The sequence below is a fragment of the Streptosporangium saharense genome (genome assembly GCF_014203715.1).
Taxonomy (GTDB): Bacteria; Actinomycetota; Actinomycetes; order Streptosporangiales; family Streptosporangiaceae; genus Streptosporangium; species Streptosporangium saharense.
The window spans coordinates 197800-214359 of sequence record NZ_JACHJP010000001.1; the positions used below are offsets into that span (position 1 = coordinate 197800).

Here is a 16560-nt window from a genome sequence, read left to right on the forward strand (position 1 = left end):
TCATCGACTCAGGACTGTCAGGCCCGGGGGCCGCAGGCCGCGCAGGCGGCAGGGGCGCAGTCGGAGCAGGGCTTCGGGGGCTCGACGCAGACCTCGACGGAGTCGGAGTCGTTCGCCGGGTCGAGGTCCAGCTCGTCGCCGCTCACGGTCGCGGTGTTGGTCGTCCTGCCGGTCTCCGTCGCCTTCGCGTGGACCGTCAGGGTCGCCGTCTCCCCGCTGGGCAGGGCGCCGACCGTCCAGAGACCGGCGACCGGGTCGTAGCCCCCGGAGGAGGCCGTCGCCGAGACGAAGGTCAGCCCGGCGGGCAGCGACTCCTCGACGGTGACACCGCTGGCGTCGTTCGGGCCCGCGTTGCGGACGGACAGGCGGTAGGTGACGGTCTGCCCGACCGTCGCCCTGACCAGGTCGGCCGACTTGACCACGCTCAGGTCGACGGCGGGGTTGACCCGGGTGACCACCTCACCGGTGGTCGAGCGCAGCTCCTGCGGTTCGTCGCCGAGCAGGTTGTCGTAGCCGACCGTGGCCTCGTTGACGATCTGACCACCGGCGGCGGCCCGCTGGACCCGCACCCGGAACTCGACGGTCGTGCCACCGGGCAGGTCGGCGGTGTTGGCCAGCCTTCCCGGCGCGCTGTCGGTGGCGCCGTCGCCCAGCAGGAAGGAGATCCTGTCGTCGCCCGGGTCGTAGGTCGCCTGGTCGTCCCCACCCTGGTCGGTCTTGGGCCCGGCGTTGGGGCCGTCAACCACGCGCAGCGAGCCGGGCACGTAGGCGGTCCCCTCGGGGATGGCGTCGGTGAGCCTGACGTTCTCCGCGACCGCGCCGCCCTCGTTCCTCGCGGTCAGCCGGTAGGTGATCACGTCACCGACGTCGGCGGGCCCGTCGGGGACGGCGCTCTTGGTGACGATGACGCAGGGCGCGGTGCCGAAGAAGACGTCGTCGAGGAAGTTGCCGATGCTCCGGTTGCCCCCGGCCGCCGACAGGGAGTGGAAGGCGAACCGGGTGAGCGTCTGACCCGCGGGGACGGTGTAGGTGCCGGTGTAGGTGCCCCAGGCGCCCGCGCCGTCGGACACCGTGCGCTGCCCCACGGGCGCGCCGGGAGCGCCGATCTCCAGGGCCATCGTGTCGACGCCCAGGCGTCCCCGGTGGGCCAGCCGCCAGTACAGCGTGGAGCCCGGGGTCGTCGCGTGGTCCTGGTAGAGGGTGGAGACCTGGTTGGCGTTCAGCTCGGCGAACTGCCTGCCCTCGGCGGGTACGGCGTTGGTCGGGTTCGGCGGTCCCGTCCACAGCTCGATCTGGTGGTCGGTCGCGCTGGTCAGCCAGCCGGGCACCCCGTTCAGCGAGGCGTCGGGGAAGAACCTGACCGCGCCGCCGCTGAAGGCCGGCTGCTCGAAGCCGCCGTTGACCAGGGCGACGCGCCGGGGGCAGGCGGCGGGGACGGGGGCGGCGAGCGCGGCCTTCCCGGAGGCGGGCCGTACGGTGTCGGCACGGGTGTGAGCACCCGCGTTGGCGCTGCCGGGCAGGGTCAGGGGTACGGCCAGCATCGCGAGCGCGGCGACCGGGTAACACATCCGCCGGATGTGTCTCATTTATCGACTTCCTCTCCTGGAGCGGCGTACTGCCTTGGAGGCATCGGCGCCGTGTGACGACGGCGCCGGTGCTGGAGGGCAGGCTTGCCTGAAGCCCCGGGGGGAAGGCGTGCGACACGGGCACGCGTTCCAAGGTTTGGGAGGAGGTTGACCTGGGTAACGAGCGGGGGCTACCGAGGGCCCAGATAGGCGATGACGGCCGCGACCCTGCGATGGGTGTCGGGGCTGTTCTCCAGGGCCAGCTTCATGAAGATCGAGTTCACGTGTTTCTCGATCGCGGAGATCGACAGGTGCAGGGCACGGGCGATGCCGCCGTTCGACAGGCCGTGCGCCATCTCCCTGAGCACGTCCAGCTCACGCGGGGTCAGCTCGGCGGGCGGCGGGCTGTCCCTGACGCCGCGCTTGGCCAGCAGGCCCTCGACCACCTTGGGGTCGATCACCGAGCCGCCCGTGGCCACCGAGCGGATCGCGCCGAGCAGCTCGTCGATGTCGCCGACCCGGTCCTTGAGCAGGTAGGCGCGGCCCTCGGTGCCGTCCCTGAACAGGTCGAGGGCGAACAGGGCGTCGGCGAACTGGGAGAGCACCACGACCCCGATGTCCTGGGAGGCCGCCCTGATGCGGTGGGCGGCGTCGATGCCCTCCATGCCGGGCCGTACGAGATCGGGGGAGCCGGGCATCCGGATGTCGGTCACCACCACGTCGGGCCGCAGCCGCCTGGCGGCGTCCAGCAGGTCGTCGGCGGTTCCCACGGCCGCAACCACACCGATCTCGCCCGAGGCCTCAAGCAGTCTGCGGGTGCCCTCGCGCACCAGGTAGTGGTCCTCGGCCAGGACGACCCTCAGCTCAGTCATGGGGAAATCCTGCCTGGTGGGCGGCCGTGCCGTACATGGGGCTGTCCGCACATCCGGCCGGGCAGCCCCTCGGTGACGGGGGTCAGCGCAGGATGCGGGTCCTGACCTTGACGTACTTCAGGTCGACACCGGCGTCGATGCCGTAGATGTTCAGGGTGTCGATGCCGCCCGCGGGGACGTCGATGGAGGCCGTGGCGAACTCGGCCGTCGCGGTGCCCCTGGCGCTTCCCCTGAGCCACACCTTCACCTTGACGCTCGCGGTCTTACCGGGCCGCAGCCTGTTGAGCAGGCAGCCGACCTCACGTCCCTTGGCCTCGCAGTAGGAGCCGGAGGGGCCGACGATCTGGACGCGGCGTGCCTGCTTGGGGACGTAACCGCCGACGTAGGCGATGTCGGTCGGCCAACTGCCGACGTTCCTGGTCTTGAGGGTGTAGACGATCGTGTCGCCCGCCCACGCGCTGCGCGGGTAGTAGGCGGTCAGCTTCAGTGGCGAGAGCGGAGGAGAGGCGAGGGCCCCCGCGGAGGCCCCCAGGGTCGCCACGGTCGGCGGCGCGGTGGCGGCGTTCGCGCTCTGCGGAACGAACAGCACTCCTGCGGCCATGGCGGTGGCGGCGAAGGCGGTGAGATGCCGGCGCATTTCATACTCCAGTCGGAATAGGTGCTTGCCGGCATCAGCATGATCTGTCCCACTTGAAACCCTCTTGCGGATGACTGACTCCACCAAGGATCAGCCGAGGATCAGGTGGAGGTCGCCGAACTCGTGCCAGAGGTAGCCCTCCCCGAGCGCCTCGCCGTACGACCGGGAGAGCAGGTCCTCGCCGGTGATGGCCGAGAGCATCAGCAGGTGGCTCGATCGGGGCTCGTGCAGGCCGGTGATCAGCCCGTTCACCACCCGCACTCCGGAGGAGGGGGTGACCAGGTGCGAGGTCCAGCCCCGCGCGGCCCGTAGCCCGTCCTCGGCCAGGCCCGCGGTCTCCAGGGCCCTGACCACGGTCGTGCCGACGGCGATCACCTGTCTGCCCGACGCCCGGGTGAAGGCCACCTGGCGGGCCGTGGCCTCCGGCACCTCGAAGCGTTCCGGATAGGGCGGTTCGTCCCGTTCAGGGGAGGCGACGCCGGTGTGCAGGGTGATCGGCACGATCCCGATGCCGTGCGTCACCAGACGGGTCACCAGCTCGGTGGTGAAGGGCCGTCCCGCACTGGGCATCTCGGCGCTGCCCGGCCGTGCCCCGAAGACGGTCTGGTAGTGCGACAGCGGCCAGTCACGGCCCACGTAGGAGTAGCGGATCGGCACGCCGTACCGGTGCAGATAGGTGGGAACGTCACGGTCTAGTACGGCACGCCACAGCCGGGGCGTGTGCCGTTCCAGCAGCCGCAGCGTCGCACCCCCCGGCAGCGGCAGCCATTCCCCCACGGCCCCGCCCCGGTACGGCTCGCTCGCCGACTCGGGCGCGCCACGGCGGCGCAGCTCGACCAGCCACGTCCCGTCCTCATGCTCGGTGGAGAAGTGCACCGCGAGCCGGTCGAGCCGTACCGCGGCGGGCAGGGTCGCCGAGTCGTTGACCACCAGCAGGTCGCCGGGGCGCAGCAGACCGGGCAGGTCGGTGAACCTGTGGTGACTGACCTCCCCGGTACGGCCCCGCGAGACCAGCAGCCGCACCTCGTCACGAGCCAGCCCCCGTGCCTCCGGTGGCTCGTGCGCCTCAAGCTCGGGAGGGAGCGTGAAGTCCGCGGCCAGCGCGTTCACCGGACCCCGACCCTTCCGCTCGCCGGGCGTTCCCCGATCAGCCTCAGCAGGGCCGCCGCGGCCTTCTCCGGCCCGGGAGCCGCCCCCGCCTCCTCCGCGCCGACCGCCGCCGCGAGCATGGCCGTGTTCATCTCCCCCGGATCGACCCACCAGACCGTGACGTCCGGCTCCTCGACGGCGAGCACGTTGGAAAGCTGTTCGAGCGCGGCCTTCGTCGCCCCGTAGCCGCCCCAGCCCGGATAGGCCTCGACGGCCGCGTCCGAGGAGATGTTGACGATCGTGCCGCCGTGCCGCCTGAGCGAGGGCAGCGTCGCCTGAACCAGCGCGAGCGGCGCCAGCGTGTTGACCTGGAACAACTCCCTCAGCTCGTCGAGCGGATAGTCGGCCAGCGGCGGCATCGGACCGAGCCCCGAGGCGTTGTTGACCAGCAGGTCGAGCCCGTCCTGTACGGCGTGCGCCAGGCGTTCCCGGTGGGCCGGGTCGGCGACGTCCCCGGCCAGGGCGAGGGCGCCGAGTTCCGCGGCGACGGGGTCGAGAGCCTCCGCGCCCCGCGCGGTGAGGACGAGCCGCCAGCCGTCGGCGGCCAGCGCGCGGGCCAGCTCAAGGCCGAGACCGCGGGAGGCGCCGGTGATGAGTGCTGTCTTCGTCATGCCCCCGACGGTAGGAACCGGGACGTGCCGTCCACATCGGCCGAGAGCCGGGCTGAAGGTCCTAGGACCTGTGGCTGACCGGTTCCGTCCCGGGTGCTCGTAGAGTTTCAGCGTGGAGAGCGTGGGAGACGACAGGGACGCCGTGCTGCACGCGGTCAGCTCGGCCGTCCTGGCCGTGACCAGGCACCTGTCCGTCAGGGAGGTGCTCCAGGTCATCGTGCGTTCGGCGCGGCGGCTGCTGGACGCCCGCTACGCCGCGCTCGGGGTGCCCGACGACCAGGGGGCCTTCGCCGAGTTCGTCGCCGAGGGCATCTCGGACGAGCAGTGGGACGCGATCGGGCCGATGCCCCGCCAGCACGGCATGCTCGGCGCGATGTTGCGCGAGGGGGCGCCGGTCAGGCTTGCCGACATCCGCAAGGACCACCGCTTCGAGTACTGGCCGAGGGCGCACCCGGTGCTCAAGGACTTCCTCGGGGTGCCGATCCTCGACGGCGACGCGGTGCTGGGCATCATCTTCCTGTCCAACAAGCGCTCACCGGGCGGCTTCACCGAGGCCGACCAGGACCTGCTCACCATGTTCGCCGCGCACGCCGCGATCGCCCTCACCAACGCGCGCCTGTACGAGCGCGGCAGGGAGCTGGCGCTGGTCGAGGAGCGCACCCGGATGGCCAGGGAGCTGCACGACGCGGTCACCCAGAAGCTCTTCTCCCTCAGGCTCACCGCCCAGGCCGCCTCCTCGCTGGTGCGCCGCGACCCGGACCGGGCCCTCCACGAGCTCGAACGGGTCGAACGGCTCGCCGGGGAGGCGCTCGCCGAGCTGCGCGCGGTGATCGTCGAGCTGCGCCCCGCCGAGCTCGACCGGCACGGCCTGGCCGAGACGCTCCGCAAACACGTCCGCCTGCTCGACCGGCTGCACCCGGCGTCGTTCACCTTCGAGGAGAGACCGGTGTGCGAGCTGGACCCGGCGACCGAGGTCGCCGTGCTGCGGGTGGCCCAGGAGGCGCTGCACAACGCCTCCCGGCACGCCAGGGCCGTCGGCGTCGCCGTACGGCTCGGCTGCGAGGGAGGCAGGGTGGTCCTTGAGGTGCGTGACGACGGGACGGGCTTCGACGTGGCAGCCGCGGCGGGCCGGGGGCTGGGCATCGCCTCGATGGAGGACCGGGCACACGCCCTGGGCGGGAGCGTGCTCGTCAGTTCGGCCCCCGGGGAGGGGACGCTCGTGCGGATGGAGGTTCCGGTGTGATCAGGGTGCTCATCGCCGACGACCACCCGGTGGTCAGGCAGGGCCTGCGGACCTTCCTCGCCCTGCAGGACGACCTCGACGTCGTGGGGGAGGCCGCAGACGGCGAGGAGGCCGTCGAGCTGACACGGTCGCTCGACCCGGACGTGCTGCTGCTCGACCTGAAGATGCCTGTCCTGGACGGACACGGCACGCTGCTGCGGCTCAGGGAGCTCGGCCTGTCACCCCGGGTGCTGGTGCTGACCTCGGTCGGCGACCGTCAGGACGTCACCCCGGCCATCAGGGCGGGCGCGACCGGCTTCCTCTACAAGGACGTCGATCCCGCCGCGCTCGTCCAGGCCATCCGCGCGGTCAGCGGCGGTCAGGTGCTGCTGGCCGCCGAGGCCGCGGAGGCGATGCTGACGGCCCCCGCGAGCGTGCCGGGCTCGCCCACGCCCCCGATGACGCCGCTCACCGAGCGGGAACGCGAGGTCCTGGCGCTGATCGCCTCGGGCCGCTCGAACCGGGAGATCGCCCGCGAGCTGACCGTCGCCGAGAAGACCGTCAAGACCCACGTCTCCAACGTGCTGATGAAACTCGGCGTCCAGGACCGCACCCAGGCCGCCCTCTACGCGGTACGGCACGGCCTGGCCTGAGGCGGGTCAGACCAGCTCGGAGATGGCGTGGTGGGCGGCCACGCGGGCCCGCCGTACGGCACGGTCGAGGGCACGCAGCGCCTGGCTCCTGACCGCGACCTGGCCCGAGGTGAGGCCCCGCTCGTCGGCGATCCTGAGCACCGCGGTGAGCCGGGCGGCCAGGGCGGCGACGCGGTGGGCGCGGGCGGGGTAGCCGGGCGCCAGGCCGTCGTCGAGGGTCTGCGCCCGCCGGTGCCCCTGGGCGGGCCCCCCGACGCCCGTCAGCGCGTCCGTGGCGTCGCGCATCGCCATGGTCAGGGCGTGCTCCGCCTCCGCGAGGGAAGGAATGTCCGGAATGTTAACGCTGGCCGCGAGCACGCTCCAGCGCACCCCGGCGTACGATGAGCCGCGGCGGTCCCGTGCGGGGACCAAGCCCAGGCATCTTCCGGGGAAAACGGCTATCGCCGCCTGCCCGGCCTCGATCGCCGCGGAGTTGAAGGAGGGCGGTCCGGTGAGTCCGAGCGGGTCGCCCGCCACGGGAAGCGCCAGGCGCAGCGAACGCATCCCCTCGACCCTCAGGTCGGCGAGGAAGCCGCGCAGGGAAACGTCGCCCGTCTCCTCAGCGACGAGTTGGGGGCCCGCCTGCCGTTCCACACGGTCGGCGGCCTCGTCGAGGCCGACCTGTCCGGTGAGCCAGGCGTTGCCCCAGCAGACCAAGGTGGCCGAGATCTGTGAATCAGGGTGCACCGATCCACGATATGCGCTCGCCCTGCAATAGGTTTTGTTCGAGCGATACTCAAGGAGGCGTAAGGGATGGGCGGTCAGGTGCTTCGGCTACAGGACGTCACCGTCCGCAGGGACGGTGCGGCCCTGCTGCGGGACATCGACTGGACCGTTCACGAGGACGAGCGGTGGGTCGTCATCGGTCCCAACGGCGCGGGCAAGACGACGCTGCTGCAGGTCGCGGGGACGATGCTGTTCCCGGCCGAGGGCGTCGTCGAGATCCTTGGGGAACGGCTCGGTCAGACGGACGTGTTCGACCTGCGGCCCAGGATCGGCATCGCGAGCGCCGCGCTCGCCGAGAAGGTCCCGCCGGACGAGAAGGTCATCGACCTCGTTCTCACCGCGTCGTACGCGATCCTCGGGCGCTGGACGGAGGAGTACGACTCCAACGACGTCACCAGGGCCGTCGAGCTGATCGACCAGCTCGGCTGCGCCCACCTGATCAGGCGCCGGTTCAACACGCTGTCCGAGGGTGAGCGCAAGAGGGTGCAGATCGCCAGGGCGCTCATGCCCGACCCCGAGCTGCTGCTGCTCGACGAGCCCGCCGCGGGCCTGGACCTCGGCGGCAGGGAGGACCTGGTCCGCCGTCTCTCCACGCTGGCCAACGACCCGAAGGCGCCGACCATGGTGCTGGTCACCCACCACGTCGAGGAGGTGCCGAGCGGCTTCACCCACGCGCTGCTGCTGCGGCATGGCTCCGTCGTCGCGCAGGGGCCCATCGACCAGGTGATGACCGCCGAGAACCTCTCGCGCACCTTCGCCGTCCCGCTGACCCTGGAACGCGGGCGCGATGACCGGTGGTATGCCCGCGCCTACCAGTTCTGAGCTTGTTTACGCTGTTCAGGGGTCGGTAACGAGAAAACCAAATACCATTCCGAGCGAGAGAGATCCACTTGACTCGACCGTCCGGAGTGGCTCATGGAAACGCTTCTTGCCGCGCTCGTCGCGGTGGCCGTCGTTGGCTTCATCCTTTTTCGGGCGATTCATATCGTTCCTCAGGCCACCGCGGGGGTCGTGGAGCGCCTCGGGCGCTACCACCGGACACTCTCCCCGGGCCTGAACTTCGTGGTCCCCTTCGTCGATCGCCTCAAGCGCACGATCGACCTGCGTGAACAGGTCGTCTCCTTCCCGCCGCAGCCCGTGGTGACCTCGGACAACCTCATCGTCTCCGTGGACACGGTCGTGCACCTGCGCGTCGCGGACCCCAAGGCCGCGACCTACGAGATCGCCGACTTCCTGGTCGGCATCGAGCAGCTCACCGTGACCACGCTGCGTAACGTGATCGGCGGCATGGAGCTCGAACAGGTGCTCGCCTCCCGCGAGGAGATCAACACCGAACTGCGCGCCGCACTCGACGGCGCGGGCGGCTGGGGGATCAGGATCGGCAGGGTCAGGCTCAAGGCCATCCAGCCCTCCGCCGAGATCCAGGAGTCGATGGAGCGCCAGATCCGCGCCGACAGGGACAGGAAGGCAGCCCTGCTCGCGGCCGACGGCCAGAAGCAGGCGGCCATCCTCAGCGCCGAGGGGCACAAGCAGGCCGCGGTGCTCAAGGCGCGGGGCGAGGCGGAGGCCGTGGTGCTCAGGGCGCAGGCCGACGCCGAGGCCAAGGCGGTGCGGGCCAAGGGGGAGGCGGACGCGATCGGCATGGTCTTCCGCGCGATCCACGACGGCAAGCCCGACCAGCGACTCCTGGCCTACCAGTACCTCAGGACCCTGCCCGAGATCGCGAAGGGCGACGCCAACAAGGTTTGGATCGTTCCATCCGAAATGGCCAAGGCCGTGGAGAACCTCGGCGGCCTGTTCACGGTCAGGGAGAAGAAGACCGCCGAGGAGAGCGGCTGACGCCCGCCCGGGTGGCTCACGGCGGCAGCAGGCGGTAGACGAGGGCGACCGCGAAGAAGGCGGCCGTGGCCAGGGTGAGCAGGGTGTAGGCGATCCGGGCGGACGGCCCCCACCAGCGGGCCCGCCAGGCCAGCACCGTCGCCGGGACCATCGGTACGGCGAAGACCAGCGCGAGGGTGGCCAGGACGGGCAGTACGGCAAGGCGCGGGGGGTTCAGCGGAAGGTCGGCCATGAGGACGTTGGGATCGGCCATCAGCAGGCCGAACCCGGCGAGGAAGACCGTGGTCAGAGCCGCGCAGATCCAGGCGGTGAGGACGGCCAGCCGTGCTTCTCGCGGGCGGCGGATGGCGGCGATCAGGGGAAGAACGAGAACGGCCAGCAGGAGGGCCAGGGCGCCGGTCGCGAAGAGCGGCAGGGCCAGGCCGGGGGCCTCGTACCACGCGATCCGCTCGTAGACCTCGGCGGGAAGGGCGGAGGAGACGAGGACGCCGTCCCGGGGGAAGGAGATCCGGGCCTGGCCGCCGCGTTCGGCGAAGAGGCCCGGAGCGGTCTGGACCCAGTGCTGGACCGGCCTTTCCGGGTCGGGGGACAGCCCGGTCGTGGTGAGGGTCCCGTCGGGGTTGGCGGTGACGGACGGGGTGGAGAACAGGGTGGCGACCTTCGTCAGGGTGGTGTGGCTGGTGCGGGCGGAGCGGTAGGAGCCCGCGTGGCGTGAGACGTCCGTGACGAGCGGCGTGAACGCGGGGGCGGCGGGCGTGGGGAAGCGCAGATCGACGATCTGACCGAGGAGCCGCTGCGCGTCCCAGGCGCCCACCCCCGAGACGCCGTCGCCGTTGAGGACGACGTAGACGCCGAACCCCTGGTCGGGCATGAGAGCCATCGCGTTGTGGTAGCCGGGGACGTCGCCGTCCTTGTAGAGGAGCCTCCTGCCGCCCCGGGGGCGTTCCTCAAGGACGTAGCCCATGCCGGGCATACGCTCGTCGGCGGTGAAGTGCCGTTCACGCATCAACCGGGAGACGGGGTCGTCCCCCAACTGGTCGATCATGTAGTTCGCCATGTCGGCGGGGGTGACGGCGGGGCCGGTCCCCGAGGGCGTCCAGGGGGCGTACTGGCCTTTCTGCTCGACGTAGCCGTCACCCTCGGGCCGGTAGCCCCGGGCGAGCCGCTTTCCGACCGCCGCGGGGTGCGGCAGGGCCGCGGTCGAACCGGTCATCCGGTGCGCGGCGAAGACGTGCTCCGCGACATGGTGGGCGTACGGCTCGCCGGAGACGATCTCCACGAGGTGGCCCGCCAGGGCGAGGGCGTAGTTGTCGTAGGCGGTCACGGTGCCCGGGGGCCGTACCCGGGGCGGCTGGCGGTCCCTGAGGCTCTCGGCGAGGGAGGGCAGCGTCGCCGGGTCCTCCTCCGCGAGGCCGACGAGGTCCTCGTCGAAGCCCGCGGTGTAGGTGAGCAGGTTCTCCAGGGTCACCGGGCGGCCCGGCCAGGTGTCCTCGATCCTGAACGAGGTCAGGTAGCGGTTGACGTCAGTATGCAGGTCGAGCTTTCCCTGCCTGACCAGGCGCAGTACGGCCTCGGCGGTGAAGACCTTGGCCAGCGAACCCGTGAGGAAGGGCGTCGTGGCATCGACGGGACGACCCGAGACCGTGTCGGCCAGGCCGTACCCCCTGCTGAGCACCGTCCTGCCGCCCTCCACGACGACGACGGCGGCACCGGGGATTTTGTCCCTGGAGAGCATGTCCGGCACGAGACGATCGAGGGCGGTGCCGAGGTCGTCGGCCCGATCCTGAGTGGCGCCGAGGTCGCCTTCCTGGCCTTGGGCTGTCGCCTGGGTGGTGCCGAGGTGGTCAACGGTCGCGCTGGGGCCGCCTGGCCGATCCTGGGCTGCCGCCTGGGCGGTGTGGGAGGTGAGGAGGACGGCCACGGAGGCGAGGAGGGCGGTTGTGGCTCTCTTCATGGTCGTCAGCGTGCCGTCGCGGCCTGTCCCGGCATCAGTGTCCGGCACCCGAGTTCGACATGGAGAATGCACGATCAGGGCATATGGTGCATAAAGTGCTGATCGTTCTGGTGGTCCTCGTCGGCGCCGCGTTCGATCCGCTCCACCCGGTGCCGAGCGCGCCGTTCGCCCTCGTCGTGGCCCTGCAGGTGCTGCACTGCCTGACGCCGTGGCGCGGCCGCTGGTCACTGGCCGTCCAGGTCCTCCTGCTGCCCTGGGCGGGACCCGCCGCGGCGGGCATGGTCGCGGCGTCGGCGCTGCTCCTCCTGCGCGGGACGGCCCGTTGGTGCCTGTTCGCCTCGGTGGTCGTCGCGGCGGCCCTGCTGGCGCCCACGACGCCGTTCGAGATCACGCTCGCGGCGCTGAACGCCGCATGCCAGGGGCTCGTCCTGTACGGCGTGACCCGGCTCGGCGACACGCGTGCCGCCCTCCAGGCCGCCCGCGCGGAACTGGCCGCCGGGTCGGTCGCCGCGGAGCGCTCCCGGGCCGCCCGAGAGCTGGAGTCCGTCCTCGGAGGCGCCCTGTCCACGATCGCCACCCTCGCCGGACGTGGGGAGGCCGCCGGACGCGGCGAGACTGCCGGACGCGGCGAGACTGCCGGACGCGGCGAGGCCGCCGGACGTGAAGAGGCGGTGCGGATCGCCGAGATCTCCCGGGCGACGGCGGCGCGGGCCCGTGCCGTCCCGGTAGCGGCCGAACAGGGCCCGGAGCCGGATCTCATGCCCAGGCTCGCGCTGCCGATCCTGGTCGTGGTGCACGCCGGATACCTCGTGACCTCGCTGATCTACCTCGGGGGACGCCCGGTGCTCGCGCTGGTCGCCGCGGGGATCCTCGGGCTGAACCTCTATCACGCCCTGCCCCGCCCGTACGGCGCGCGCCCCCGGCACGTCGTCTGGACGGCCTGCCCGCTGCTCCTGCTCACGGCCGTCACGCTCCTGCTTCCCGGGCAGGCCTATCCGCAGCTCGCCGGGTTCGCCGCGGCCGGGTTCCTGGTCCTCGGGCGGGCCTGGTGGCCGCTGGCCGGGGTGGTCGTGGCCGCGCTCGCGGTCGTGCTGGCCGTACGGGGCGAGGCTCCGGCGGACAACCTGTACTGGACGTTCAACGCGGTCGCCGTCGCGGCCATGTTCCACGGGCTGGCCGTACAGACGTCGCTGGTCCTGCAGGCGAGGCAGGCGCAGCGGGCACTGGCGGCGCTGGCCGTGGCCGACGAGCGCAGGCGCATCTCCCGTGACGTCCACGACCTGCTTGGATACGGGCTCTCCGCGATCACGGTCAAGGCCGAGCTCGCCGTACGGGCGGGAGAGGAGGACGCGCGGGGGCAGCTCGGGGAGATCGCCGCCATCGCCCGCCGGTCGCTGGCCGCGCTGCGGGCCATCCCGGCCGAGCCCGATCCCCGGCTCTCGCTGGCCGCGGAGGTCGACTCGGCCCGCGCGGTCCTCCTGGCGGCGGGCGTCGAGGTCACCGTGCGCCGGGAGTCGGACAGGGACGACGCGCTGCTGGCGATCGTCCTGCGCGAGGCCGTCACCAACGTGCTGCGGCACAGCGACGCCACCCGCTGCCGCATCGAGATCACCCGGGACGGGCTGCTCGTCGTCAACGACGGCGCTCACCATGCGAAAGGATCGGGCAGCGGCACGGCCAACCTCGTCGCGCGGGTCACCGCGGTGGGAGGCACGCTGACCGCCGGGCGTGACGGCGGCGAGTATCGGCTGAGGGCGCTATATCCAGCCGTTCTCGGCGGCGATGCGGACGGCGTCGAGCCGGTTGCGCGCGTCCAGCTTGGTGACGATCGCCCCGAGGTAGTTGCGTACGGTCCCCCTGCTCAGGAACAGCTCGGCCGCGATCTCGGCCAGGTCGGCGCCCTCACCGGCCCGGCGCAGCACCTCGGCCTCGCGCGGGCTCAGCGGGTTCGGCCGCCCGGTGATGGCGGCGGCGGCCAGGCCGGGATCGACGACGGTCTCGCCCGCGCTGACCCGCCGGATCGCCTCGGCCAGCCGGGCGGGCGGCGCGTCCTTCAGCATGAAACCGCGTGCCCCGATCTCCAGCGCCCTGCGCAGGGTCTCGGGCCTGCCCGCTGAGGTCAGCATGAGCAGCCCGCACTCCGGCGCCCGCGCCCGCAGCTCCCCGGCCGCGTCGAGTCCGTCCAGCTCGCCGGGTAGCTGGATGTCCAGCACCACCACCTCGGGGCGGAGTTCGAGCCCCAGCGTGACCGCCTCCCGTCCGGTCGCCACCTCCCCGACGACCCGCATGTCGTCCTCAAGCTCGATCAGCGCGGCCAGCGCCCCCCTGATGAGGTGCATGTCCTCGGCCAGCAGAACCCTGATCACGGCCACCCCTTGTCATGCGCTCTTTGTCCTAATGATCCCGGTACCCCGCCGCCTGGCGGGGAGCGCTCCCCACTTACCATCCGGTAAGGCCGTGCACCGGTTACGGGCGCGAGCCGTACGAGCGAGGGAGAGGCATGACGCTGTGGGAGGCGGTCGCGATCTTCGCGGCCGGAGTCGGGGCCGGGGGCATCAACGCCGTCGTCGGCTCGGGGTCGCTGATCACGTTTCCGACGATGGTCGCGGTGGGGATACCGCCGGTCGTCGCGAACGTCTCCAACAACATCGGGCTGGTGCCGGGGTCGATGACCAGCGTGCTCGGCTACCGGGCGGAGCTGGAGGGCCAGCGGTCCCGGCTGGTCAGGCTCGGGATCGGCTCGGTCATCGGCTCGCTCATCGGCGGCCTGCTGCTGCTCTCCCTGCCCGCCAAGACGTTCAACGTGGTGGTCCCGATCCTGATCGGCCTGTCGTGCGTGCTGGTGGTCATCCAGCCCAGGCTCAACAGGTGGCTCGCCGCCCGGCGTGAGACCGCCCACCCGCACGGCGGCCCGTGGCTGTGGCTGGGGGTGCTGGGCGCCGGGGCCTACGGCGGCTACTTCGGCGCGGCCCAGGGGGTGCTGCTCATCGGGCTGCTCGGCAGCGTTCTCGACGAGGACCTGCAGCGGGTCAACGCCGCGAAGAACGTGCTGGCGCTGCTGGTCAACGGGACCGCGGCCCTGCTGTTCGTCGTGGTCGCCGAGGTGGACTGGCGGGCCGTGGCGCTGGTCGCGCTCGGCTCCACGATCGGCGGTTTCTTCGGCGCGAGGTTCGGCAGGAAGCTGCCCGCGTCGGTGCTGCGGGGGATCATCGTCTGCGTCGGCGTCGTGGCGATGGTCAAGCTGATATATGCCTAAATTCCCCTGTCAACGGGCATGAATCAGGCATGAAAGGCGACCGGGTAGAGATCGTTATCGACGCGGGCGACAGTTCGCGTACCTACGAAGTCGTCGCCACCCGTGCGGGCCGTCGGGTCGAGGTGACCAACAGCCGGGGTGGCGTGGTCGAGGTGAGTGAGGTCACCCGAAGCGGTACGGCGGTGCGCACCGCCCGCTTCATGTCCAGCAGGATCCTCGCCCTGGTCGAGCATCCGGCGGAGGACGCGGCGGCCTGACCGACCGCCGGGCCGCCCCAGCGCGGGACGGCCCGGCGTGGCCGTACAAATCCATATAAACCGGTTAGATCGGGGCGGGGCGGACCTGGAGCACGCCGTCACGGCGGATCCTGGTCTCGAAGTACGGCTGCGGCGCCGTGGCGGGCCCGTGGGCGACCGTGCCGTCCGTGAGGCGGAAGGCGCTGCCGTGCCACGGGCATACCACGCAGACCGTCCCCTGGTCGGAGACGAGCTGCCCCTGGTGCAGCGGCCCGGCCAGGTGGGAGCAGTGGTCGGCGAGCACGGTGACCCCCTCGCCGACCCGCAGCACGAACAGGTCGATGTAGCCGAGGCGCCTGGCCACGGGCCGCCCCTCCGGCAGGTCCTTCAGCTCGCACAGGTCGTGCCAGCCGAGCGGGACGAGGTGGGTTACCGACTCGGCGTGGTTGGAGCCCGCCGCCTGCCGGTAGGCCAGGTGCCCCCCGAGGTAGCCGCCCGCGCCCGCCGCGCCCAGGCCCGCGAACGCCAGCAGCTTGCCGCGCCTGTCGTGCCCGGCGATCCGGAAGGCCAGGGAGCCCACGTAGAGCCCCAGGGCGGCGACGTTGGCGATGGCGTGCACGAACCCGACCCGCTGCTGCTCCCGGTGGAGTGCCGACCAGTCGGTGATCCCCGAGGCGGCGGTGGGGATGGCCCCCGCGATGCCCGTGGCGAGCACCGCCCGCGCCGCGCGGGGGTCGGCACCCGCCAGGTCGAGCACCGCGGTCGCCAGCCAGCAGCCCAGGCTGAGATCGGTGAGCGGAGGATGGAGTGGCTTGCCCGTCGGCACCCCGTGCAGCAGGTCACGCAGCCGCCCCGGGCCGATGCGCTGCCGTACGGCCTTGGCCAGGACCCGGATGGGCCTGTCCATCCGCTCCGATCGCTCGATGCGGCCCGCGATGTCGACCGGGGGTACGAGATGCCGGAGACTACGGCGGTTCGTTTTGACTGATTCCTTCACGATCGCCCCCTTCTCAACCCAGTAGGGACCTACCCGGGAACCATGTCACGCACGCGCCAGGTGCCCCCGGCTGACGGACAGCTCGATGATCTCCTTGGCGTAGGTGCCGAGTGTCGGCGACCCCTCCTCGATGATCTTCACCTTCTCCAGGACCTGTTCGGCCGTCACCTTGTACAGCGACCAGGTGCCGCCGTCGTTGTGATGGTTGGCGAGGATCGGCGCGATCCTGTCGAGCGCCTTGGCGAACTTCGCCTCCGGGGTGGCGCGCTCCTCGAACTCGTCCCACAGCGCGCGCAGCCGCTTCGCCTGGTCGTCGGGGAGCAGGCCGAAGATGCGGTCGGCGGCCTTGCGCTCGATGCCGAGCTGCGCCTCTACGGCCCCGGCGTCGTAGATGAAGGTGTCTCCGGCGTCGATCTCGACGATGTCGTGGACGAGGAGCATCGCGACGACCTTGTCGGTGTCGGTGCCCGGTGGGGCGTGCTCGGCCATGATCATGGCCAGCATCCCGACGTACCACGAGTGCTCGGCGTCGTTCTCCCGCCGCGACCCGTCCATGAGGGTGTTGCGGCGCACGATGCGTCTGAGCTTGTCGATCTCCATGGCGAAGGTGAGCTGGGCGTGGAGGCGATCCTGTTCTGGAGGGGTGGTCACCCGCGCAAGCCTAGTGCGCGCCGATCCCCGTTTATCGAACGGTCAGGTGAACGTACGGGACCTGGCGTGACGACCACCCCGCTGAACAGGGGGTACGGCCAGGCCGTACGAAAAGGCGGTGGGGCCCGTGTTTCGCGCACGGGCCCCCGCGCC

Annotated in this window: 16 protein-coding genes and 1 pseudogene; 7 read left to right on the plus strand and 10 right to left on the minus strand. The window is 71.6% G+C overall.

Translation table 11 applies throughout. The features are described from left to right. Positions 1–17 precede the first annotated feature (17 nt). From FHS44_RS00935 to FHS44_RS00955, 5 genes are all read right to left on the minus strand, one after another. Positions 18–1586: a CLIPPER-2 domain-containing protein gene (locus tag FHS44_RS00935; RefSeq protein ID WP_221460273.1), complete on the minus strand. Its 1569-nt coding sequence runs from the start codon at positions 1584–1586 to the stop codon at positions 18–20. 170 nt (positions 1587–1756) lie between these two features. Next, on the minus strand, positions 1757–2437 hold the full coding sequence (locus FHS44_RS00940; protein ID WP_184711936.1) for a response regulator transcription factor: 681 nt from the start codon (positions 2435–2437) through the stop codon (positions 1757–1759). Positions 2438–2519: 82 nt separating this feature from the next. Then, the gene (locus tag FHS44_RS00945; RefSeq protein WP_184711937.1) at positions 2520–3074 is read right to left on the minus strand and encodes a hypothetical protein; all 555 of its coding nucleotides are present in this window, start codon (positions 3072–3074) and stop codon (positions 2520–2522) included. 90 nt (positions 3075–3164) lie between these two features. Next, positions 3165–4184: an S-adenosylmethionine:tRNA ribosyltransferase-isomerase gene (locus FHS44_RS00950; protein WP_184711938.1), complete on the minus strand. Its 1020-nt coding sequence runs from the start codon at positions 4182–4184 to the stop codon at positions 3165–3167. Then, a complete protein-coding gene (locus tag FHS44_RS00955; protein WP_184711939.1) occupies positions 4181–4834 on the minus strand; it encodes an SDR family NAD(P)-dependent oxidoreductase in 654 nt (217 codons plus the stop codon). Before FHS44_RS00955 ends, FHS44_RS00950 begins: the two co-directional genes overlap by 4 nt. A 112-nt stretch (positions 4835–4946) precedes the next feature. On the opposite strand from FHS44_RS00955, the gene FHS44_RS00960 reads away from it, so the two are divergent. Next, on the plus strand, positions 4947–6077 hold the full coding sequence (locus FHS44_RS00960; protein WP_312863491.1) for a GAF domain-containing sensor histidine kinase: 1131 nt from the start codon (positions 4947–4949) through the stop codon (positions 6075–6077). Continuing rightward, the gene (locus FHS44_RS00965) at positions 6074–6709 is read left to right on the plus strand and encodes a response regulator (RefSeq protein WP_184711940.1); all 636 of its coding nucleotides are present in this window, start codon (positions 6074–6076) and stop codon (positions 6707–6709) included. The genes FHS44_RS00960 and FHS44_RS00965 overlap by 4 nt, the downstream gene beginning before the upstream one ends. Before the next feature lie 6 nt (positions 6710–6715). Here FHS44_RS00965 and FHS44_RS00970 read toward each other — a convergent pair whose 3' ends face one another. Next, positions 6716–7435: an Rv1486c family protein gene (locus tag FHS44_RS00970; RefSeq protein ID WP_184711941.1), complete on the minus strand. Its 720-nt coding sequence runs from the start codon at positions 7433–7435 to the stop codon at positions 6716–6718. A 66-nt stretch (positions 7436–7501) separates the two neighbouring features. Here FHS44_RS00970 and FHS44_RS00975 point away from each other — a divergent pair, with 66 nt between their 5' ends. Next, positions 7502–8296: an ABC transporter ATP-binding protein gene (locus FHS44_RS00975; protein ID WP_184711942.1), complete on the plus strand. Its 795-nt coding sequence runs from the start codon at positions 7502–7504 to the stop codon at positions 8294–8296. Positions 8297–8389: 93 nt separating this feature from the next. After that, a complete protein-coding gene (locus tag FHS44_RS00980) occupies positions 8390–9313 on the plus strand; it encodes an SPFH domain-containing protein (protein WP_184711943.1) in 924 nt (307 codons plus the stop codon). Between the two features lie 16 nt (positions 9314–9329). Here FHS44_RS00980 and FHS44_RS00985 read toward each other — a convergent pair whose 3' ends face one another. After that, positions 9330–11267: a serine hydrolase domain-containing protein gene (locus tag FHS44_RS00985; RefSeq protein WP_184711944.1), complete on the minus strand. Its 1938-nt coding sequence runs from the start codon at positions 11265–11267 to the stop codon at positions 9330–9332. A gap of 1160 nt (positions 11268–12427) precedes the next feature. Here FHS44_RS00985 and FHS44_RS40540 point away from each other — a divergent pair. Next, a pseudogene (locus tag FHS44_RS40540) lies at positions 12428–12670 on the plus strand (histidine kinase dimerization/phosphoacceptor domain-containing protein); the annotation flags it as partial. 354 nt (positions 12671–13024) lie between these two features. On the opposite strand, the gene FHS44_RS00990 reads toward FHS44_RS40540, so the two are convergent. Next, positions 13025–13633 carry a response regulator transcription factor gene (locus FHS44_RS00990; protein WP_184711945.1) on the minus strand — a complete coding sequence of 203 codons (609 nt, stop codon included), beginning with the start codon at positions 13631–13633 and terminating at the stop codon, positions 13025–13027. Between the two features lie 134 nt (positions 13634–13767). Here FHS44_RS00990 and FHS44_RS00995 point away from each other — a divergent pair, with 134 nt between their 5' ends. Together FHS44_RS00995 and FHS44_RS01000 are read left to right on the plus strand one after the other, a co-directional pair. After that, the gene (locus FHS44_RS00995) at positions 13768–14523 is read left to right on the plus strand and encodes a sulfite exporter TauE/SafE family protein (RefSeq protein WP_184711946.1); all 756 of its coding nucleotides are present in this window, start codon (positions 13768–13770) and stop codon (positions 14521–14523) included. Positions 14524–14552: 29 nt separating this feature from the next. Continuing rightward, entirely contained in the window at positions 14553–14780 is a 228-nt protein-coding gene (locus FHS44_RS01000) for a DUF8836 family protein (RefSeq protein ID WP_184711947.1), read from the plus strand. 64 nt (positions 14781–14844) lie between these two features. Here FHS44_RS01000 and FHS44_RS01005 read toward each other — a convergent pair whose 3' ends face one another. Then, complete coding sequence (locus FHS44_RS01005) at positions 14845–15756, minus strand: Rieske 2Fe-2S domain-containing protein (RefSeq protein WP_312863492.1); 912 nt, start codon at positions 15754–15756, stop codon at positions 14845–14847. A gap of 45 nt (positions 15757–15801) precedes the next feature. Beyond that, a complete protein-coding gene (locus tag FHS44_RS01010; RefSeq protein ID WP_221460416.1) occupies positions 15802–16356 on the minus strand; it encodes an HD domain-containing protein in 555 nt (184 codons plus the stop codon). Positions 16357–16560: the final 204 nt, after the last annotated feature.